The 20,291-nt window shown below is 69.7% G+C and carries 18 protein-coding genes and 1 pseudogene; 11 read left to right on the top strand and 8 right to left on the bottom strand.

Annotated features, from left to right (window positions below; translation table 11 throughout):
- A complete protein-coding gene (locus tag ACWDNU_RS02335) occupies positions 1-1,230 on the top strand; it encodes a cytochrome P450 (protein ID WP_449667405.1) in 1,230 nt (409 codons plus the stop codon).
- Position 1,231: 1 nt separating this feature from the next.
- Positions 1,232-2,239, top strand: a complete 1,008-nt coding sequence (locus tag ACWDNU_RS02330; protein WP_449667404.1) for an FAD-binding oxidoreductase — start codon at positions 1,232-1,234, stop codon at positions 2,237-2,239.
- A 47-nt stretch (positions 2,240-2,286) separates the two neighbouring features.
- Here ACWDNU_RS02330 and ACWDNU_RS02325 read toward each other — a convergent pair whose 3' ends face one another.
- Positions 2,287-2,967 (bottom strand): GntR family transcriptional regulator, encoded by a 681-nt coding sequence (locus tag ACWDNU_RS02325; RefSeq protein WP_370937130.1) that lies wholly within the window; start codon positions 2,965-2,967, stop codon positions 2,287-2,289.
- Between the two features lie 114 nt (positions 2,968-3,081).
- Between ACWDNU_RS02325 and ACWDNU_RS02320 the strand changes: the two genes are divergently transcribed.
- Genes ACWDNU_RS02320 through ACWDNU_RS02310 form a run of 3 tightly spaced genes read left to right on the top strand, consistent with a single transcriptional unit; the run spans position 3,082 to position 6,672 of the window.
- Positions 3,082-3,933 carry a fumarylacetoacetate hydrolase family protein gene (locus ACWDNU_RS02320; RefSeq protein WP_370937131.1) on the top strand — a complete coding sequence of 284 codons (852 nt, stop codon included), beginning with the start codon at positions 3,082-3,084 and terminating at the stop codon, positions 3,931-3,933.
- A 15-nt stretch (positions 3,934-3,948) separates the two neighbouring features.
- Complete coding sequence (locus ACWDNU_RS02315; protein ID WP_449667403.1) at positions 3,949-4,872, top strand: VOC family protein; 924 nt, start codon at positions 3,949-3,951, stop codon at positions 4,870-4,872.
- Between the two features lie 57 nt (positions 4,873-4,929).
- On the top strand, positions 4,930-6,672 hold the full coding sequence (locus ACWDNU_RS02310; protein WP_449667402.1) for an FAD-dependent monooxygenase: 1,743 nt from the start codon (positions 4,930-4,932) through the stop codon (positions 6,670-6,672).
- Between the two features lie 8 nt (positions 6,673-6,680).
- Here ACWDNU_RS02310 and ACWDNU_RS02305 read toward each other — a convergent pair whose 3' ends face one another.
- Positions 6,681-7,631 carry an NADP-dependent oxidoreductase gene (locus tag ACWDNU_RS02305; protein ID WP_449667401.1) on the bottom strand — a complete coding sequence of 317 codons (951 nt, stop codon included), beginning with the start codon at positions 7,629-7,631 and terminating at the stop codon, positions 6,681-6,683.
- Between the two features lie 83 nt (positions 7,632-7,714).
- Here ACWDNU_RS02305 and ACWDNU_RS02300 point away from each other — a divergent pair, with 83 nt between their 5' ends.
- Positions 7,715-8,296, top strand: coding sequence for a TetR/AcrR family transcriptional regulator (locus ACWDNU_RS02300; RefSeq protein WP_449667400.1), 582 nt, complete (start codon positions 7,715-7,717; stop codon positions 8,294-8,296).
- A 60-nt stretch (positions 8,297-8,356) separates the two neighbouring features.
- On the opposite strand, the gene ACWDNU_RS02295 is transcribed toward ACWDNU_RS02300, so the two are convergent.
- From ACWDNU_RS02295 to ACWDNU_RS02275, 5 genes are all read right to left on the bottom strand, one after another.
- A complete protein-coding gene (locus ACWDNU_RS02295) occupies positions 8,357-10,126 on the bottom strand; it encodes a chloride channel protein (protein ID WP_449667399.1) in 1,770 nt (589 codons plus the stop codon).
- Between the two features lie 103 nt (positions 10,127-10,229).
- Positions 10,230-11,519, bottom strand: coding sequence for an ArsB/NhaD family transporter (locus tag ACWDNU_RS02290; protein ID WP_449667398.1), 1,290 nt, complete (start codon positions 11,517-11,519; stop codon positions 10,230-10,232).
- A gap of 16 nt (positions 11,520-11,535) precedes the next feature.
- Entirely contained in the window at positions 11,536-11,982 is a 447-nt protein-coding gene (locus tag ACWDNU_RS02285; RefSeq protein ID WP_449667397.1) for a CBS domain-containing protein, read from the bottom strand.
- 39 nt (positions 11,983-12,021) lie between these two features.
- Positions 12,022-13,248 (bottom strand): cation:proton antiporter, encoded by a 1,227-nt coding sequence (locus ACWDNU_RS02280; protein ID WP_449667396.1) that lies wholly within the window; start codon positions 13,246-13,248, stop codon positions 12,022-12,024.
- Positions 13,249-13,392: 144 nt separating this feature from the next.
- Positions 13,393-13,587 carry a hypothetical protein gene (locus ACWDNU_RS02275; protein WP_449667395.1) on the bottom strand — a complete coding sequence of 65 codons (195 nt, stop codon included), beginning with the start codon at positions 13,585-13,587 and terminating at the stop codon, positions 13,393-13,395.
- Positions 13,588-13,744: 157 nt separating this feature from the next.
- Between ACWDNU_RS02275 and ACWDNU_RS02270 the strand changes: the two genes are divergently transcribed.
- Complete coding sequence (locus ACWDNU_RS02270; RefSeq protein ID WP_449667563.1) at positions 13,745-15,727, top strand: APC family permease; 1,983 nt, start codon at positions 13,745-13,747, stop codon at positions 15,725-15,727.
- A gap of 376 nt (positions 15,728-16,103) precedes the next feature.
- The gene (locus ACWDNU_RS02265; RefSeq protein WP_449667394.1) at positions 16,104-17,579 is read left to right on the top strand and encodes a multicopper oxidase family protein; all 1,476 of its coding nucleotides are present in this window, start codon (positions 16,104-16,106) and stop codon (positions 17,577-17,579) included.
- 94 nt (positions 17,580-17,673) lie between these two features.
- Here ACWDNU_RS02265 and ACWDNU_RS02260 read toward each other — a convergent pair whose 3' ends face one another.
- Positions 17,674-18,153 carry a hypothetical protein gene (locus ACWDNU_RS02260; RefSeq protein WP_449667393.1) on the bottom strand — a complete coding sequence of 160 codons (480 nt, stop codon included), beginning with the start codon at positions 18,151-18,153 and terminating at the stop codon, positions 17,674-17,676.
- Between the two features lie 37 nt (positions 18,154-18,190).
- Here ACWDNU_RS02260 and ACWDNU_RS02255 point away from each other — a divergent pair, with 37 nt between their 5' ends.
- From ACWDNU_RS02255 to ACWDNU_RS02245, 3 genes and pseudogenes are all read left to right on the top strand, one after another.
- Positions 18,191-18,931: a CPBP family intramembrane glutamic endopeptidase gene (locus ACWDNU_RS02255; RefSeq protein WP_449667392.1), complete on the top strand. Its 741-nt coding sequence runs from the start codon at positions 18,191-18,193 to the stop codon at positions 18,929-18,931.
- Between the two features lie 114 nt (positions 18,932-19,045).
- Positions 19,046-19,784 (top strand): annotated as a pseudogene (locus ACWDNU_RS02250) (Acg family FMN-binding oxidoreductase).
- Positions 19,763-20,170: a CBS domain-containing protein gene (locus ACWDNU_RS02245; RefSeq protein ID WP_449667391.1), complete on the top strand. Its 408-nt coding sequence runs from the start codon at positions 19,763-19,765 to the stop codon at positions 20,168-20,170. Before ACWDNU_RS02250 ends, ACWDNU_RS02245 begins: the two are co-directional and overlap by 22 nt.
- Positions 20,171-20,291 lie beyond the last annotated feature (121 nt).

The raw sequence follows: 20,291 nt of genomic DNA, 5'->3' as shown, positions 1-20,291 counted from the left end.
ATGACGACGAACACCACCGCTGTCCACGATCTTTCCTGGATCGGCGACATCACCATGGCCCAGCTGGAACGCAATCCGTACGAGCCCTACGAACGGCTGCGCCGCGAGGCTCCGCTGGCGTACGTGCCGGTGCTCGGGTCATACGTCGCGACGACCGCGGAGATCTGCCGCGAGGTCGCGACCAGCCCGGACTTCGAGGCCGTCATCACCCCGGCGGGCGGCCGGACCTTCGGGCATCCGGCGATCATCGGGGTCAACGGCGACATCCACGCCGACCTGCGCTCGATGGTCGAACCCGCTCTCCAGCCCGTCGAGGTCGACCGGTGGATCGACGACCTCGTCCGCCCCATCGCGCGGGACTACCTCGAGAAGTTCGAGAACGACGGCCGCGCGGAACTCGTGTCCCAGTACTGCGAACCGGTCAGTGTCCGCTCGCTCGGCGATCTGCTCGGGCTGCACGACGTCAGCTCGGACAAACTGCGCGAGTGGTTCGCGAAACTGAGCCGGTCCTTCACCAACGCGGCGATGACCGAGGACGGCGAATTCGCCAACCCGGAGGGGTTCGTCCAGGGCGACGAGGCGAAGGCCGAGATCCAGGCGACGGTCGACCCGCTGATCGACCGGTGGATCGCCGAACCCGCCGACACCGCGATCTCGCACTGGCTGCACGACGGGATGCCGCCGGGGAAAACCCGCGACCGCGAATACATCTACCCGACGATCTACGTGTACCTGCTCGGCGCGATGCAGGAACCGGGCCACGGCATGGCCTCGACCCTGACCGGGCTGTTCAGCGAACCCGATCAGCTCGAGCAGGTGGTGGACGACCCGGCGCTGATCCCCCGCGCGATCTCCGAGGGGATGCGCTGGACCTCGCCGATCTGGTCGGCCACAGCGCGGATCTCGACCAAGGCGGTCACCGTCGCGGGAGTCGACCTTCCCGCGGGCACGCCGGTGATCCTGTCCTACGGTTCGGCGAACCACGACACCGGCGTCTACGAGGCCCCGACCCGCTACGACCTGCACCGGCCTCCGCTGCCGCACCTGGCCTTCGGCGCCGGAAACCACGCCTGCGCCGGGATCTACTTCGCCAACCACGTCATGCGGATCGCCTTGGAGGAACTGTTCGAGTCGATCCCGAACCTCGAACGCGACACGTCCTCCGACGTCGAGTTCTGGGGCTGGGGCTTCCGCGGGCCGACGTCGCTGCACGTCGCCTGGGAGGTCTGACATGTCCTTCACCGCGACCGTCGGCGGCCGGGAGGTGCCGTGCGGGCAAGACCAGCCGATGCTCGACGCCTTCCTCCGGGCCGGCGTCTGGATGCCGAACTCCTGCAACCAGGGCACCTGCGGCACCTGCAAGCTGCAGGTGGTCGAGGGCGCCGTGGACCACTGCGACTCCCCCGCCGACACCCTGACCGACGACGAGCGGGCGGCGGGCCTGGCACTGGCGTGTCAGGCCCGGCTCCGCTCGAACGTCGTCATCGAAACCGCGGGCGGCGGCCGGGCCACGCACCCGCTGCGCGACCTCACCGCGACCGTCCGCGAAGTCCAGGACATCGCCCGCGACACCCGGCGGCTGCGGCTCGGCCTGCCTGAACCGCTGGCCTTCCACGCGGGCCAGTACGTCGAGCTCACCGTGCCCGGCACCGGTGTGCGCCGCCAGTACTCGCTGGTCAACACCGCCGACGAGGACAAAGTCCTGGAGCTGCACGTCCGCTTGGTGCCCGGCGGCGCGGCGACCGAGCAGTGGATCTTCGCGGACCTCTCCGTCGGAGAACAAGTCCAAGTCACCGGCCCGCTCGGCGACTTCTTCCTGCCTCCGGCCGACGAGGACGACGGCGGCCCGATGGTGCTCATCGGCGGCGGCACTGGTCTCGCTCCGCTGATCGGCCTCGCGCGCACCGCGCTGTCCCGGGATCCGGCCCGGAAAGTGTTGCTGTACCACGGAGTTCGGGGCGCGGCCGACCTCTACGACCTCGACCTGATGGCCGAACTCGCCGACAGCTACCCGGGCTTCGCGTTCCTGCCGGTGCTGTCGCACGAGCCCGAGAACAGCACGCACCGCACCGGTTTCCCGACCGATTGCTTCCTCGAAGACGTCCCCAGCGCACGCGGCTGGTCGGGCTGGCTCTGCGGGCCTCCGCCAATGGTCGAGGCCGGAGTGAAAGCGTTCAAACGTCGCCGGATGGCGCCGCGGATGATCCACCGGGAGAACTTCACCCCGGCTACGACCTGACCTGGTCCGGCAGCAGAAATTCCCGCGCAGGCAACGAAATTCCGCTACTACGGCCGGTTCGGCTCGTCCTCGGCGCAGCTGATCAGCAGCTGCGCCGTGTGCGCGATGTGGTCCCGAAGCCGCTCGGCCGCCAGGTCCCCGTCACGAGCCAGCGCCGCTTCGAGGATCGCCTTGTGTTCGGCCGGGAGATCCCGGTCAGTTTCCTGTCCAAAAGAGACTGACCACTGCCGGTACAGCTCGGCTTCCTCACGCAGGCCGCGCGCCGTCGCGACCAGCCGCCGGTTGCGGCAGCCGTCGAACAGGGCCAAGTGGAAGTCAGCGTGCGCGGCAACCCACGCGTCGGCTGGGCGGTCCGGGTCGGCGGGGTCGGTGAACGGGGTCCGTTCGAGCAGGTGGTGCGCGGCCACCGCGCGGGCCTCCCACTGAACGTCGCCTTCGAGGATCGACAGCCGCAGCACCAGGGATTCGATCTCCAGGCGTGCCTTGGTCAGGTCGGCGAGATCCTCGTGCGACAGCGGCGTGACCGTGTAGCCGAGGTGCGGCCTGGTCTTCACCAACCCCTCGGCGGTCAGCCGGGTAAGCGCCTCGCGGGCCGCGCCGACGCTGGTCGAGTACCGCTCGCACAGTTCGGGGAACTTGAGCCGCTGCCCGGGAACCATCCGGCCGCCCAGGATGTCCGCCCGGAGCTGCTGGTAGACGCCCTCGGCGCGCGTCGTTTCCCCTGCCATGCCGTCCACTCTAGCGGATACGAATCTTGGCGCAACTTTCGAAAGTTTATTGCCTCGTCGAATCTGAGCGCGTACAACTGGAGGGCACTGAAGCCGGATGCGAAGGAGCCCCGCATGAAAGTCGCTGCTGTGGACGGACGACTGGCCCTGGTCACCGCACCAGGCAAAGCCGTGGACGCGGCCGAGGCCAGCGGCGGGCGCTTCGGCCCGGACGTCCAGGACGCCTACGAGCGCTGGGCGGAGCTGTCCGAGTTCGCCGCGACGATCGGCGAGGGGCACGCGCTCGAACGGCCGGTGCGCGACGACCAGCTGGGCAATCCGGTCCCGGCGCCGCGCCAGGTGTTCGCGATCGGCCTGAACTACGCCGACCACGCGGCCGAATCGTCCTTCGCCGTGCCCGAGACGCCGCCGGTGTTCACCAAATTCCCGACCTGCCTCGCCGGCCCGTACGGCGACGTCGTCATCCCGGAAGGCGGGAACGTCGACTGGGAGGTCGAGCTTGTCGCGATCGTCGGCAAGCGCGCCGAACGGGTCGCCGAAGACCAGGCTTGGGACTACGTCGCCGGGCTGACCGTCGGACAGGACATCTCCGAACGGCTGCTGCAGCTGGCCGGTCCCGCCCCGCAGTTCAGCCTCGCCAAGTCCTACCCGGGTTTCGGCCCGCTCGGCCCGGTGGTCGTGTCGCCGGACGAGCTGCCCGACCGCGACGATCTCGAACTCGGCGCGCTCGTCAACGGCGAGCAGGTGCAGAAGGGCCGCACCTCGCAGATGGTCTTCTCGGTGCCAGCGCTGATCGCCCGGCTGTCCGCGGTGACCCCGCTGCTGCCCGGCGACGTCATCTTCACCGGCACCCCGTCCGGCGTCGGCATGGGCCGCACGCCGCAGCGCTACCTGCAGGCGGGCGACCAGCTCGTCAGCTACGTCCACGGCATCGGCGAACTGCGGCAGCGGATGGTCACCGCTTAGCGAAAGGGCTGGACAATGGCATTGCACCGGTTGAACTCGCTCGTCGTCGGCGTGCCCGACGTCGCCGCCACCGCCCGCTACTACCGGGATTTCGGGCTCGCCGAGGACGCCGACGGCTGGTTCAGCACCCGAGACGGCGGCCGTCAGCTGAAAATCGTCCATTCCCCGCGACGACAGCTGATGGAACTGAGCATCGGCGCCGACCACCCGGACGACCTCGCCCGCATCCGCCGCCAGCTGTCCTCTTTGGACATTCCAGCGGAGATCACCGGCGACAGTCTGTTCACCCGCGAGCCCGTCACCGGGTTCCAGGTCGTCGTGCGAATCGCCGAACGGCTGCACCAGGATCCCGAGCCGCCCACGCCGTACAACGGGCCCGGACGGCTGGAGCGCGCGAACACGCGGGCCCCCGGCGTGCTGCGCTCCGGCGCGGTCCGTCCGCGCAAGCTCGGCCACGTCGTCGTCGGCTCCCCCGACCATGAGCGCACCATCCAGTTCTTCACCGCCGGGCTGGGGTTCAAGACCAGCGACGCGATCAAGGGGCACGGCGCGTTCATGCGCTGTTCGACCGACCACCACAACGTGCTCGCGCTCGCCGCGCCGGTCGCGTTCCTGCACCACACGTCGTGGCAGGTCGAGGACGTCGACGAGGTCGGCCGCGGCGCGACCGCGATGCTCGAAGACCATCCGGAACGCCACGTCTGGGGCCTCGGCCGGCACCACGCCGGATCCAATTTCTTCTGGTACCTCAAGGATCCCGCGGGCAACTTCTCCGAGTACTACTCCGACATGGACAGCATCCTCGACGACCAGCTCTGGACGCCGGAGACCCTCGAGGGCGCCAAGGGGCTGTTCAACTGGGGCCCGCCTCCCCCGCCGTCGTTCCTGCACCCCGACGATCTGGCCGCGCTCATGACCGGCGCGCACCAGGCCGGCTGACCCGGCCGTCTCCCTTCATTCCTGCTGACTGGGCGCGGCCCAGGAGGTCGATCCGTCATGCCCGCTTTCGCAACCGATGTACTGGTCGTCGGAGCCGGTCCCGCCGGCCTGACCGCGTCCGCGCTGCTCGCCGCGCAGGGCGTGCGTGCCGTCACGATCACCAAATACCCGGGCACCGCGCACTCGCCGCGGGCCCACATCACCAATCAGCGCACCATGGAAGTCTTCCGCGATCTCGGCATCGAGGACGCCGTGCGGGAAGTCGCGGTGCCGAACGAGCTGATGGGCGACAACGTCTGGGCGACCAGTTTCGCCGGACAGGAACTGGCCCGGCTCAAAACCTGGGGCAGCGGCACCGCGCGGCACGCCGATTACGCCGCCGCCAGCCCCAGCGCGATGTGCAATATCCCGCAGTACATTCTGGAGCCAGTACTGCGCGCCGGGGCCGAACGGCACGGCGCCGATCTCCGGTTCTCGACCGAACTGGTGCGGATCTCGCAGACGCCGGACGCCGTCCACGCGGTGGTGCTCGACCGGGAAACCGGTGCTGAGCAAGAAATCGTCGCGCGGTACGTGATCGGCGCGGACGGCGGCCGCAGCACCGTGGCCGATCAGCTCGGCTTCGAGTTCGAGGGCGAATCCGGGCTCGGCCGCGCCGCGAATGTGTGGCTGGAGGCCGATCTCGCCCGCTACACCGCGCACCGGCCGGGGACGCTGTACTGGATGTGCCAGCCGGGCAACGACTATTGGGTCGGCTCGGGCACGTTCATCTGCGTCAAACCGTGGTCCGAATGGGTCATGCTCTTCATGTACGACCCCGCCGAAGGCGAACCCGATCTCTCGCCCGACGCCGTCCGCGCGCGAGCGTCGACGATCATCGGCGACCCCGATGTCGACGTCCGGATCAAGGCCGTCAGCGAATGGCAGATCAATCACCTGGTCGCCCGCTCGTACCGGCGCGGCCGGGTGTTCCTGGCCGGGGACGCCGCGCACCGGCACCCGCCCGCCAACGGGCTCGGCACCAACACCTCGGTGCAGGACGCGTTCAACCTGGCGTGGAAACTCGCTTCGGTGGTCCGCGGCGAGGCAGGAGAGGCTTTGCTCGATACCTACGATGCGGAACGGCAGCCGGTGGGCAAGCAGGTGGTCGACCGCGCGATGCGCAGCGTCGAGGACATGCGGCCGATTTCCCAGGCATTCGGCTTCCGGCCCGGCCAGAGCACCGAAGAGGGCTGGCGCAGTCTCGCCGGCCTCGCCGCGGACACCCCGGAAGGCCAGGCCCGACGCGCCGAACTGCGCGCGGCGGTCGAACTGCAGAACTACCAGTTCAACGCGCACGGCGTCGAACTCGGCCAGCGCTACGACTCGGCCGCGGTGGCGCCCGACGGCACCCCCTGGCCGATCCCCGCCCGCGACCCGGAGCTGTACTACCAGGCGACCAGCCATCCCGGAGCCCGGTTGCCGCACGCGTGGCTCGAACGCGCCGGAACCCCGGTGTCCACTGTGGACATCACCGGCCGCGGCCGGTTCACCGTGCTCACCGGCATCGGTGGACAGGACTGGCTGGACGCGGCGGGCAAACTGGCCACCGAATTCGGGATCGACCTCGTCGCCCGGCAGATCGGCCTCGGCTGCGAGTACACCGACCCGCTCGGCGACTGGGAACGCGTACGCGAGATCGGCGACCGCGGCTGCCTGCTCGTCCGTCCGGACCAGCACGTCGCCTGGCGCAGTGCCGATCTCGCCGACGATCCCGCCGGAATGCTGCGCGATGCCCTCCGCCACGTGCTGGCTCGCTGACGCGAAAGTCACTGTAGATCGATGACGACCTTCCCGTGCACGTGGCGCTCCGCCTGCAACTCGACCGCGGCGCGGATCTGCTCGACCGGGAAGGTCGCCGCGATCGGCACCCGGAGCTTTCCCGCCGCCACCAGGCCAGCGATCTCCTCGATCGCACCGGGCGCTGCGTTGGCTCCGTTCGCCGGAGTGATCCCGTCGATCTGGCCCGCGATGGTGGTGATGCGCTCGTCCGGTACGCCGAGTTCGCGGGCGGCCTGCGCGGTTTCCATTCCATGCAAGTCCATCGCGGCGGTGACACCAGCGGGAGCCAACGCACGGACCCGATCGACCAGACCGTCGCCATAGACGACCGGCTCAGCCCCCAGCGCGCGCAGGGCATCAGCGGAGGACGCCGACCCCGTCCCGATCACGCGCGCACCGGCAAGGCGCGCGAGTTGGACAGCGAACACCCCGACCCCGCCTCCCGCGCCGCCGACGAGCACCGTGTCGCCCGGGCCCGGATTGACCACCGCCAACGCCGCAGCCGCCGTGCAACCCGCGATAGCCAGGGCGCTGGCGGTGCGGTCGTCGACACCGTCCGGAGTGCGGTGCGCCTCGCCGCCCACCGCGATGGTCCCCGCGACGTCCACGACGACGTAATCAGCGACCGCGCGGGACAGGACACCGCCGAACACCCGCTCCCCGACCGCGAACTCGCGCACGCCGTCGCCGACCTGGTCCACCGCACCGGCATAGTCAGTGCCGAACCCGCACGGCAGGCTCAACCCGAACCGTGCGGCGGTCTCGGCGTCCGAGGTCATGAACCAGTCCATCGGGTTCAGCCCGGCCGCGGCGACCCGCACGCGAATCTGCCCCGGACCGGCCTGCGGCACCGGCACTTCATTGAGGTTCAAGGCTTCCGGCCCGCCGAACGCCGCGAACTGGACTGCCCGGCTCGTGGTGGCGCTGGTTTCTTTCATGCTCACCTGTCTCCTGACCCAACACAAACGGACTATGCTCCGTTTCCATCGTCCAAGCTAGCACAAGTGGAGCGTGATCCGTTTTGGCTGCCGCACCGACCCCCAAGCCGAGAGCGGACGCGACCCGCAACCGCCAGCAGCTGCTGGACGTCGCGACTCGCTTGTTCGCCTCGGCCGACACTGAACCGTCGATGCGCGCGATCGCCAGCGAAGCCGGGGTCGGCATCGCGACCCTCTACCGGCACTTCCCCACCCGCGAGTCACTGGTCGACGCGGTCTACCAAGACCAGGTCTCGCGCCTCACCGCCGGTGCCCGCGAACTGCTCGCCGAAGTCGGCCCGGCCACCGCGCTGCGCCGCTGGATGGACCTGTTCGGGGACTGGATCGCGACCAAGAACGGAATGCTCGACACGCTCCTCGCGATGGTCGAATCCGGCGAGATCGTCCACGCCCACACCAGAACCGAACTGCTCGCGGCCGTCGACGGCCTTCTCGAAGCCGGCCGCACGAGCGGAGAACTCCGCCCCGACGTCCCCGCCGAAGACATCGCCGCCGCCCTCATCGGCATCTTCACCGTGGCTGGCTCACCTGAGCACAAGGCGATGGCCGGCCGCCTGCTCGACCTGCTGATGGACGGGCTCCGGCCAACAGCAGCGGCGGAGTGAGAAGGAAGCCGCGACCGGTGTGCGGGGTGCGGACCACCCGCATGGCCGCACCCCGCACACTCACCTGCTGACCGCGGCGGGTTCCAGCGCCCGCAACACCGACTGGTGCGTGATCCACCCCGTCAGCTCATCAGTCCCGGTCAGCACCGGAAGACCGGTTCCCGGAGCCTGGCTCAACGCGTCAAGCGCATCGGCGAGCGTGGAATCACTCGTCACCAGCGGAGGAAGCTCCGCGAGATCACCGACCCGACCCTCGTGGTCCTCGGCTACCGCCTCGGCTATCGCGCGGGCGGTGGCGCAGCCCTGGTACCGGCCGTCCTCGTCGATCACCGGCAGGATTCCGTGGCCGGACAGCGCGAGGGCGTGCGCGGCGAGTTCCAGCGGCAGGTCCTCGCGCAGCGGCTCCGGCAGCGGTTCGGTGACCGCGGAGACCTTCGTGCCCGCGAGTCGTTGGGCGGAGGGGTGTTTGTCCAGATCGATGCCGCGGCGGCGAAGCTTCAGCGTGTAGATCGTGTCCCGGCTCAGCGCGCGGCTCACGGCGGTCGCGATCACGATAGCGGTCAGCATCGGCAGGATCACCGAGTACTGCCCGGTCAGCTCGAACAGCACGATCACCGCCGTGATCGGGGCCCGCGCCGAACCGGCGAACGCCGCTCCCATGCCGATCAGCCCGTACACGCCCGGCGACGCCGTCACCGACGGGAACCACGCGTGCACCGCGATCCCGAACGCGGTCCCGGCCATCGCGCCGATGAACAGCGACGGCGCGAACACTCCGCCCGAGCCGCCGATGCCGATCGTCAGGCTGGTCGCCACGATCTTCCCGAGCATCAGGACCAGCAGGAACCCGAGAACGTACTTGCCTTCGACCGCGTTCTGCAGCACCGGGTAGCCCACCCCGTACATCTGCGGCAGCGCGAGCAGCAATCCGCCGAGGAAGATCCCGCCGACGACCGGGCGCAGCCACTCCGGACCCCGCCACAGCCGGTCGCACAGGTCCTCGATCCAGTACAGCACCCGGGTGAACAGGACCCCGCACGCGCCGACCACCAGGCCCAGCGCCACGAACAGCAGATACTCCACCGGACTGCGCAGCGTGAACGGCGGCAGGTCCAGGAACGGCGCGTTCCCCAGCACCGCCCGCCCGACGACGCTCGCCGTCACGCTCGCGAGCACCACCGCGCCGAACGATTCCGCCGCGAAGTCCCGCAGGATCAGTTCCATCGCGAAGAACGGACCGGCCAGCGGCGCGTTGAAGGTCGCCGCGATCCCGCCCGCCGCACCGCACGCCACCAACACCCGCAGCCGCGATTCCGGCAGCCGCGCCGCCCGTCCCAGCGCCGAGCCCAGCGCGGATCCGATCTGCACGATCGGGCCTTCCCGGCCCACCGAACCGCCGGACCCGATCGTCAACGCCGACGCCAGCGCCTTCACCACGCTCACCTGCACCGGAATCCGCCCGCCCCGCTCGGCGACGGCGTACATCACCTCCGGCACCCCGTGCCCGCGCGCCTCCGGGGCGAACCGATGCACGAGCGGCCCGTAAATCAGGCCCGCCACTACCGGGGCCAGCAGCAGGAACCACGGCCCCAGCGCCGGGAACCACGAATGCGCCGCCCGCCCGGCGTCCGAATAGTCCGCGTGCCCGGAAAACACGTGCGTGAACGACGTGATCAGCCACCGGAACACCACCGCGCCCAGCCCCGCGCCCGCGCCGATCAGCACCGCCAGCCCGACCAGCCCGGCCCGGCTCTCCCGCACCCACCGGCCCACCGGCTGGCGCACCGGCACGACCAGCCCGCGTTTCCCCGCACTCTCACCCGACGACATTGATGCAGTATGCAACAATTGCGTACGGACATGGTTGCGGGATCGCTCACACCCGTACGTGAGGGTTCCCCTCACGTACTTCCCCGGCCGTCCGGACAGCGGATCAGAAAACGAAGTAGCGCAGCCACAGATACGGCGCGGCGACGAGCACGGTGATCAGCGTGACGACCGCGCCCTTTTTGGTGAATTCCCAGAACGAGATCGGCGCTCCGGCGCGAGCGGCAAGGCCCAGCACCACCACGTTCGCGCTCGCCCCGACTGCCGTCATGTTGCCGCCAAAGTCCGCGCCGAGCGCCAGCGACCACCACAGCGCTTCGGAGTGCGCGGGGTCCGGGATGTCGTGAGTGAGCGCGAGCACGAGCGGACTCATCGTTGCCACGTAGGGGATGTTGTCGATGACGCCGGACAGCAGCGCGGACACCCCCAGGATTAGGAACACCGCCAGCAGCGCGTTCCCGCCGGTGGCGCCGGCGGCGAGCTTCGCGAGCCAGTCGATCACGCCGGTCTTGACCAGCGCTCCGATCATGATGAACAGACCGGCGAAGAACAGCAGGGTTTCCCATTCGACGCCGTCCAGGTACTGCTTCGGCGGCGTGCCCGAGAGCAGCACGAGCAGGCCCGCGCCGAGCAGCGCGACCACCGACGGGTCCAGGTGCACCACCGAATGCAGCACGAACCCGGCGAACACCAGCAGCAGCACGGCGCCGGATTTGATCAGCAGCTTCGGCTGCCGGATCGCTTCGCGTTCGTTGAGCGCCATGACGTCGTCGACCCGCTGCGGGTCGACGGTGAACGAACCGCGGAACAGCCACGGCAGCACCAGCCCCAGCACGACGAGTTCGATCGCGACGATCGGCGCGAGGTTGAGCAGGAAGTCGTTGAACGCCAAGCCCGAGCGGCTGCCGATGATGATGTTCGGCGGATCGCCGATCAGGGTCGCGGTGCCGCCGATGTTGGACGCGAGGACCTCGGCGATCAGGAACGGGACCGGGCTGATGTCGAGCCGGTCGCACACCAGCAGCGTCACCGGGGCGATGAGCAGGACCGTGGTCACGTTGTCCAGGAACGCCGAGGCGACCGCGGTGATCAGCACCAGCAGCAGCATGATCCGCAGCGGCGACCCCTTCGCGCGCTTGGCCGCCCAGATCGCGACGAACTCGAACACCCCGGTCCGGCGCAGGATCCCGACGATGATCATCATGCCGAGCAGCAGGAACAGCACGTTCCAGTCGACGCCGGTGTCCTCGGAGAAGAACGCGTCGGCCGACCCGCTCACCCCGGTCGCGAGCACCACGCCCGCCCCGGCCAGCGCGGCCGTCATCTTCGGGATTTTCTCGGTCGCGATGAAGACGTAAGCCACCACGAACACGACGACCGCGATCACCGTGCTCACCGGCGGACCGCCTGAATCAGCGAGGCGTCAGCGCGTGCTCCAGCAGCCGCGACGCGGACACCACGCCGAGCAGCGTCCGGTCCCGCATGACTGCCAAGAGCGGGCACCGCAGCCGGGCCATCGTCGCGGCGACCTCCACGATCGTGTCGTCGGCGTCCACCTTCGGCAGCTCCCGCGGTTCGCCGGGCAGCAGCTCGCGCACGGTCCGCCCGCCGAGTTTGTCCGCGACCCGGTCCGCCATCGACTCGCTCAGCACCCCGGCCAGCGACGGATCGTCGCGCACGTAAGGCGGAACCAGGAACTGCACGACATCGGAGGCGGGCAGCACCGTGTGCGGGCACCCGGACGCTTCCGTCACCACCAGCCCGGGCAACCGGTGCTCGGCCAGCAGGCGCGCGGCCGCCAGCGCGTCCGAATCGAGGTCGACGACCGGGAACTCCTCGGCCAGCTCCGCTGCGCGCATGCCCCCAGGCTACGACCAGCCGGGCGGCTCCGCCGGAACTCATGATTTCTTTCCTTTCTCTTTGCGGTCGCCGTCCGCGCTCGCCGGACGGCCGGTGGGCAGGTTGTCCGGCGGCTCGACCCGCAGCAGTCTCGCGATCGGCACGTCGGTGGAGGAATGCAGCACGATCGAGAGCGCGATCGTCACCGCGACCAGGTCGAACACCAGCTCGCTGCCGGCGATCCCGGACTGCAGCGCCAGCAGCCCGTACACCACCGACGCGAACCCTTTCGGCCCGAACCACGCGGCGGTCGCGCGTTCGCGTCCCGACATCGGAGTCCGCAGCAGCGACAGCGCCAGCGCCGCGGGCCGCACCAGAACGATGGCCAGCACCGCGAGCACCCACGCGCCGACGCTCAAATGCGAGAGCCGGTCCGGCGTGATCAGCGCGCCGAACACCAGCAGCGCGGCGAACTTCGTGATCTCCGAAAGCAAGTCCCCCAGCGGCTCGAAGTGCTCCGCCGCCGTTTTGTCCACAGTGGCCAGCGTGGAGCCGGCCGCGAACGCCGCCAGATACGGATTCGCGTCCGTCAGGTGGCACGCCGCGTAAAGCAGCACCGCGACCGCCAGCGGACCGAGCGCCTGCAGCCGCGGCTCGGCGGTCAGCACCCGCAGCCGCCAAGCGAACGCGACCAGCGCGGGAATCGCGATCCCCAGCACCACTCCCAGCACCAGTTCGAACGCGACCGTGCCCAGATCCGACGACGTGTGCGTCGCGGTCGCCAGGAAGATCAGCACGAACGGCAGCGCGAGCCCGTCGTTCAGCCCGGACTCCACGTTCAGCAGCCGCCGCAGCCGCAACGGCACGTCGTCGCGGCCCACGATCGCCGCGGCGAACACCGGGTCGGTCGGCGAGAGGATCGCGCCCAGCAGCAACGACGTCGGCCAGTCCAGCCCGACCAGGAAGTGCGCGGGCACCGCGATGCCCACCATCGTCAACGGCATCCCCAGCCCGAGCGCCCGCCCGGACAGCCGCCAGTTCTCCCGCAGCGCGGGCACGCTCGCCCGCTGGCCGTCGGTGAACAGCACCGTGAACAACGCGATGTCGGCGAGCGACGTGACCAGCGGATCCCGCGGCGCGATGTGGATCAGGCCGAACCCGCCGTCGCCCAGCAGCGCACCGGCGAGCAGGAACAGCAACGCCGTCGACAGCACCGTCCGCGCGGCCACGCCGGACAGCGACACGCTGACCAGCAGCACCACGCCGAACGCCAGCACCAGCGCCATCGGACTCCCCGGGGGTCGGCTCGACCGCCCGTCGCCCGGCTGGGCACGAGCAGGCCGACCAGACTTCCCGGCACACCACGCGTAAAGATGCCGCAAAGACCAGCCCCGGGCAAACCGGGGTCGCTGACGACGGGACGCGCGGAGCTACCGATCGCGGAGACAGTCCTCGTACAGCCAGACCCAGACGTCCCAATCGGACAAAGCGGCCGCGACCGACAGACCGCTGGTGGTGAGCCGCGACTCGGTGTCCGAGCGGAGGCCGGTGTCCCAGCTGCCCGCTTCGGCCCGGACGAGCGCGCCAGGGCCGCGAAGGATCCGCCCGACGCGGTCGTCGGCCATGGCGCGGGAGGGTAGGCGCCCGCCGGTCCAGCAGGTCCGACTTTGACGGATTTCTGACGCGCGTTAACGGAATCTCTACGGTCAGGCCGGGATCCTGACGAGATCCATACGCTGCCGCACCGGTCCCCGAGGGACGCTGCGGTACGTGCCAGCACCTATGTCATGGCTCAAACGGCTGGTGCTCGGGCGGCCGTTCCGGAGCGACACCCTCGGCGAAACGCTGTTGCCCAAGTGGCTCGCCCTGCCCATTTTCGCCAGCGACCCGCTGTCGTCGGTCGCCTACGCCACCCAGGAGATCCTGCTGATCCTCTCGATCGGCGGGCTGACGTATCTGGTGCTGGCCCCGTGGGTCGGGCTCGCGGTCGCGGTCCTGCTCAGCGTGGTGGTCGTGTCCTACCGGCAGGTGGTGAAGGCCTATCCCAGCGGAGGCGGCTCGTACGAGGTCGCCTCGCGCAACCTCGGCAGCCACGCCGGGCTCGTCGTCGCCGGCGCGCTGATGGTCGACTACATCATGACCGTGGCGGTGTCGGTAGCCTCCGGCGTCGACAACATCATCTCCGCCGTGCCGGACCTCAACGACCACCGGATCGCACTCGACATCGGCTTCATCGTCATCCTGACCGCGATGAACCTGCGCGGCCTCCGCGAATCCGGGCGCGCGTTCGCCGCGCCGACCTACCTGTTCGTGCTCGCGGTGCTGCTGATGATCGCCGTCGGCTTCTCCCGCACGCTCGCCGGGCACGCACCGGTCGCCGAGAGCGCGGGCTACACGATCCGTCCCGAACAAGTGGGATTGACCGGATTCGCCCTGATTTTCCTGCTGCTGCGGTCGTTCTCGTCCGGCTGCACCGCGCTCACCGGCGTCGAAGCCATCTCCAACGGCGTACCCGCGTTCCGCAAGCCGAAAGCCGTCAACGCGGCCCGCACGATGACCGCGATGGGCGTCATCGCGGTCGTCATGTTCGGCGGCATCACCGCGCTCGCGCTGATCACGAAGGTGCACATCGCCGAGAACGCCTGCGATCTGGCCGGGTTCGCCGGCCAGTGCGCGACCGACCCGCAGCGCACCGTGATCAGCCAGATCGGCGCCGCGGTCTTCGGCGGCGACCACGCCGTCCTGTTCTACTTCCTCCAGGCCACGACGGCGCTGATCCTGATCCTCGCCGCGAACACCGCGTTCAACGGCTTCCCGCTGCTGGCCTCGATCCTCGCCAAGGACCGCTATCTCCCCCGCCAGCTGCACACGCGCGGCGACCGGCTGGCGTTCTCCAACGGCATCATCGCGCTCGCCCTCATCGCCGCCGTCCTGATTTACGCGTTCGACGGCTCGACCACCCGGCTCATCCAGCTCTACATCCTCGGCGTGTTCACCTCGTTCACGTTGTGCCAGGCGGGCATGGTGCGACACTGGAACCGCGAACTGGCCGCGGGCGCCGGAAACCGGCACGCGATCCAGCGCTCCCGCGCCATCAACGCCCTCGGCGCGACCCTCACCGCGATCGTCCTCGCGGTCGTGCTGGTCACCAAGTTCACCCACGGGGCCTATCTCGTCGTGATCGCCATCCCCGCGCTGTACGCGATGATGCGCGCCGTCCACCGGCACTACACCCACGTCCGCGAAGAACTGCTTCCCGACGAGGAAAGCGAACTGCTGCCCAGCCGCGTCCACGCCATCGTGCTCGTGTCCACTCTGCACAAACCGAGCCAGCGTGCGATCGCCTTCGCCCGCGCCACCCGGCCCGACACGCTCACCGCGATCACCGTGAACGTCGACGACGCCGAAACCCGCGAGCTGCAACGGCAATGGGAACGCCGCGGCATCAAAATCCCGTTGAAGGTGGTGGAATCGCCCTACCGCGAAATCACCCGCCCGGTCGTCGCCTACGTGAAGAACTTCGCCCGGTCCAGCCCACGCGACGTGGTGTGCATCTACATCCCGGAATACGTCGTCGGCCGCTGGTGGGAGAACATCCTGCACAACCAAAGCTCCCTGCGGCTCAAGGGACGACTGCTGTTCGAACCAGGCGTCATGGTCACCAGCGTCCCGTGGCAGCTGCGGTCGAGCAGGCGCCGCGATCTCCAGCGCGTCCGTCCGTTGCCGGGCGATCTCCGCAGGGGGGTCACCGCTCGGCGCAGCTGACCCTCGCCGTGTGTGTTGGCACCGCGCGTGTCCGTTCGCGTCGACCGCGGAGTTCGCCTGAACCCGCCTGTCCGCCGCAGGAGGCACAGTCCACTTTTCCCTGGCACGTTTGGCAAAACCGGACTCCGGCGAGGTTTGCCTGGTCGCGCCCGATCTGGACGTGGCGACCATTCCGCACAGTTCTGCACTGCTTCCGTCATGCGCGTCGTTGACCCGGTTCGCACCCGGCCTGGGTACCAGGTTTCCCGGGTTCCAGCCCATTTTCGAGTTCCGTCATCGGAGTACGATGCTTGAGGCTCGCGGCCGTGCCGCACAAATCGCGGCCTCGGGTCTCCGCTGACGGCTGGACGTGCTCACCCCAGGGAGCGTGTGCTCGATGCCGATCAATCGCCGTGACCTGTTGAAGATCACCGTGGGGGCCGCGGTCTCCGCCAGCGCGGCAGACACGGTCGCGGGCTGCGACACGTCGCCCTCCGCGCCCCTGCCGGAAGGAAAAGCCGACTATACGCTGCGCATCGGCAACGGGCTGGTCGAACTCGCGCCGGACACCATTTTCTCCACCACGACCTACAACGGACAGTTCCCGGGTCCGTTGCTGCGGTTCGCCGAGGGCCGCCCGGCGGTGGTGGACGTTCACAACGACACTGACGTCCCGGAGCAGGTGCACTGGCACGGCCAGCATGTGCCCGCGGATGTCGACGGATCCGCGGAGGAGGGCACTCCGTTCGTTCCCGCGCACGGCACCCGACGTGTCTCGTTCACGCCCGGGCCGGCGGGATTCCGCTTCTACCACAGCCATCTGGCCGCCGGGAGCGATCTTGCGAAGGGCCAGTACGGCGGGCTCGTCGGGCCGGTCTACATTGAGCCGAAGCTCAATCCCGGCACCTACGACCAGGAAGTTTTCCTGGTATTGAAGGAATTCGCGCCCACGCTCAGCCGCGGCGGGGACATGGCCGCCGGTTTCCTGGCCGGTGCGCCCGATCCGGAACTCAAGGATCGGGGCGAGAAAGCGATGGCCGATTCGCTCGGCCGCGGGATGCCGCGCGGCTACGAGGTCGGCTACGGCGCGTTCAGCGTCAACGGCCGCAAGCTCGGCCAGGGCGAACCGATCAAGGTCCGGGCCGGGCAGCGGATGCTGCTGCACGTGCTCAACGGCAGCGCCACCGAGATCCGCAGCCTCGCCTTGCCCGGCCACGTCTTCCGCGTCGTCGCGCTGGACGGCAATCCGGTGCCCGCCCAGGCGCGGGTTCCGGTGCTGTGGATCGGCACTTCGGAACGCGTCTCCGCGGTGGTGGAGATGAACCGTCCCGGAGTGTGGGTCCTCGGCGACCTGGCCGACAGCGACCGCGGCGCCGGGATGGGCATCGCTGTCGAATACGCCGGCAGCGCCGGTCCCCCGCAGTGGACCGCGCCCAGCCCGTTCACCTGGGACTACCGGACTTTCGCCCGCGCCGGAGCCGGCGCCGCGGTGCCGGACCAGACCATCGAGCTGCTGGTGGAGAAACGCAACGCCGCCGTCGGCGGATTCAACACCTGGACCCTCAACGGCAAGTCCTACTCGATGGCCCTCAACCAGCCGGTGATCCCGGTCCAGCGCGGCAAGCGGTACCGGCTGCGCCTGCGCAATGCCACCGACGACGTGCACCCCGTGCACCTGCACCGGCACACCGTCGAGGTCGCCGCCGTCGCCGGCACCCCCACCGCGGGGCTGTTCAAGGACGTCGTCATGCTCGGCGGCTACCAGAAGCTCGACCTCGACTTCCTCGCCGACCAACCGGGTCTCTCGCTGCTGCACTGCCACCAGCAACTGCACATGGACTACGGCTTCATGACCCTGTTCAACTGCACCTGATCCCGGCACCGTGAACAGCAACGGACCGAGAATCGCCAGCGGACGTTCAGCCCACCAGATCCAATCCGGCGCGCGGTCATCGGCCACGTGCCGGTCAAAACCGAAGTACACGACCGCGCGGGCTAGAGCCATTCCGCTGGTGTGGAAGAGAAACAACGGCAGCGAGTACCTGGTGAAGACCGCCGTCGCGCGCTGCCAGCGTGGTTTCGCCAGTCCTCGCTCGACGGCCGGGCGCAGCATCTCGCGCAGGCCGATCCGGAAGGCCAGCAGCGCGACGATGACAAACGTCGGCGACCAGCAGCGCGATGCCGCCGAGCCAGACCAGCACCAGGACGTCGAACCGCTCGTACAGCCACGCCATGAGCGCCAGCAGCGAAAGCAAGCCGACGTAGAAGAACACCGGCAGGAACCACGTGAGCACCCACAGGCCCCGGAAGTACGCGAGCAGGTTCGTGGGCTGCGGACCGGTCGGCGTCCAGTGCGGGATCGTGAACGCCCAGTGCCACAGCACGACGACGACCAGGCTGACCGCGCGAAGGAAATCCAGATACGGTTCGCGCTCCGTGGTCGGCATCGCCATTGTCCCTTTCCGCAGGCACACTGGAAGGACGATGTCTGCCTCCGCCGTTGTCCCGAAACTGCCGGAAGTCACCGCTTTCCGGCGTCGTGCCCTCACTGTGCTCCCCGCCGTGCTGCTGCTCGCGGCGGCGACCGTGCTGGCCAACCGGGTGCTGCCCGGCTGGGCCTATCCGGTCTGCGGCGCGGTCACCGCTGTCGTGCTGCTGGTCCTTGCCCGCAGCGCCGGCGTCGGCTGGGCTGAGGTCGGGTTCAACCGCCAGCACGCGCGCAGGGCGCTGTGGTTCGGGCTCGGCGGTTTCGCGGTCGTGGCGCTCGGTTTCGGTCTCGCGGCCGCGATCCCGCCGCTGCGCGTGCTGTTCCACGACGGGCGGGTCGGCTCCCACGGATTCGGGCAGCTGATGTGGCTCGCGGTGGTACGGATCCCGCTCGGCACCGTCCTGATCGAAGAGGTCGCGTTCCGCGGCGTGCTTCCGGCGTTGCTCGGCGCGGGCGAACGCTGGCGGTGGTGGCCAGTGCTCGGCGCGTCCGCGCTGTTCGGACTCTGGCATCTGCTGCCGTCGCTCGCGCTCACCCAGAACGAGGCCGTGCACCAGACGGTCGGCGGGCTGCCGCTCCCGATGATCTCGGTGCTGGCGATGGCCGCCGCGGCGGGAGTGGGCGTGTTCCTGTGCTGGTGGCGCTACACCGGGCGCGGGCTGCTCGCCCCGATGCTGGTGCACCTGGCCACCAACTCGGGCGGGCTGGTGCTGGCCTGGGCGCTCGTCTCCCGCTGAGCGGCCGCGACCGGCGAAAGTCCCCGCGCCCTGGGGATTCCGGCCCCGCCCCGGGATCCGCGGCGCCTGCCACTGTCGACGCATCATCGGACGAGACGACAAGGCAGGCCGACCATGGAACGCGGACTTCCCGACGACTACACCGTCACGACCGCGGTCGGGACGGCCGTCCGGGCGCCGTCGGTGCACAACTCCCAGCCGTGGCGTTTCGCGGTCGGGCACCGATCCCTGCACCTCTACGCCGATCCGGCGCGGCAGCTCGCCCAGACCGACCCGGACGGGCGCGATCTGATGATCAGCTGCGGGGCCGCCCTGCACCACGCGCGGATCGCCTTCGCCGCGCTCGGCTGGCGCGCCGAAGTGCACCGGCTGCCCAACCCGGCGGAGCCGGAGCATCTCGCTTCCATCGAACTTCACCGGCACGAGCCCACCCTCGACGAGGTCGCGCTCGCCGCCGCGATCCCCCGCCGTCGCACCGATCGCCGCCGCCACAGTTCGTGGCAGGTTCCGCGCGGGCATCTTGAGGCCATCGCCGAAACCGTGGCTGATGAAGGCGTCATGGTGCGCCTCGCCGACGACGCCGAGCGCCGCACTGCTCACCGCGACCCGTTTCGGCCTCGCCAGCTGCCCGTTGACCGAGCCGCTCGAACTTCCCGACGTCCGCCGCACCCTCGAGGAGAAGGTCACCTCGGGCGCGTTCCCGCAGATGGTCCTGCGCGTGGGCTGGGCACCGGCCAACGCGGACCCGTTGCCAGCGACTCCGCGACGTGGGATCGACGAAGTGCTGCAGCCGCTCGAAGCCGAATCGGGACGCGACGAACGGAGACTCCCATGCACGCGCGCGACATCATGACCACGCCGGTGATCGCCGTGACCTCCTCGGCGCCCCTGCCCGAGGCGGGCAGGCTGATGGCCCGGCACGGATTCACCGCTCTGCCGGTCGTCGACACCCGAGGGCGGCTGCTGGGCCTGCTGACCGAGGAGGACGTGATCCGTGCGGGAATTCCCGGCGACGTGGACCCGGACGCCGGCGCGATGATCGTCGGACACCGCACTGCCGGGTCGGTCGTGCGCACGCCGGGTCTCGGCGCGGCGGCCGATCTGGAGTGCGGCGAACTGGCCCGCCGCATGACCGAAGCCGGGATCCGCTCGCTCCCGGTGCTGAACGACGGCGTCCTCGTCGGCATGGTCACGTTCCAGGACGTGCTCCGGGTGCTTCCCGCCGCCGGGGCGTCCTGAACGAAGCAGTAACGCGGGGCTTCCGGCGCGTCCGGCACCGCCAACGTACGTGAGGGGAACCCTCAGGGAATCTGATTCCCTCAGGGTTCCCCTCACGTACGACCCGAGGACCTCTGGCGGC

It is taken from the genome of Amycolatopsis sp. NPDC003676 (assembly GCF_053587275.1).
Note: the sequence above shows the minus strand (reverse complement) of the source record. Positions and strands in the feature narration are given on the sequence as shown.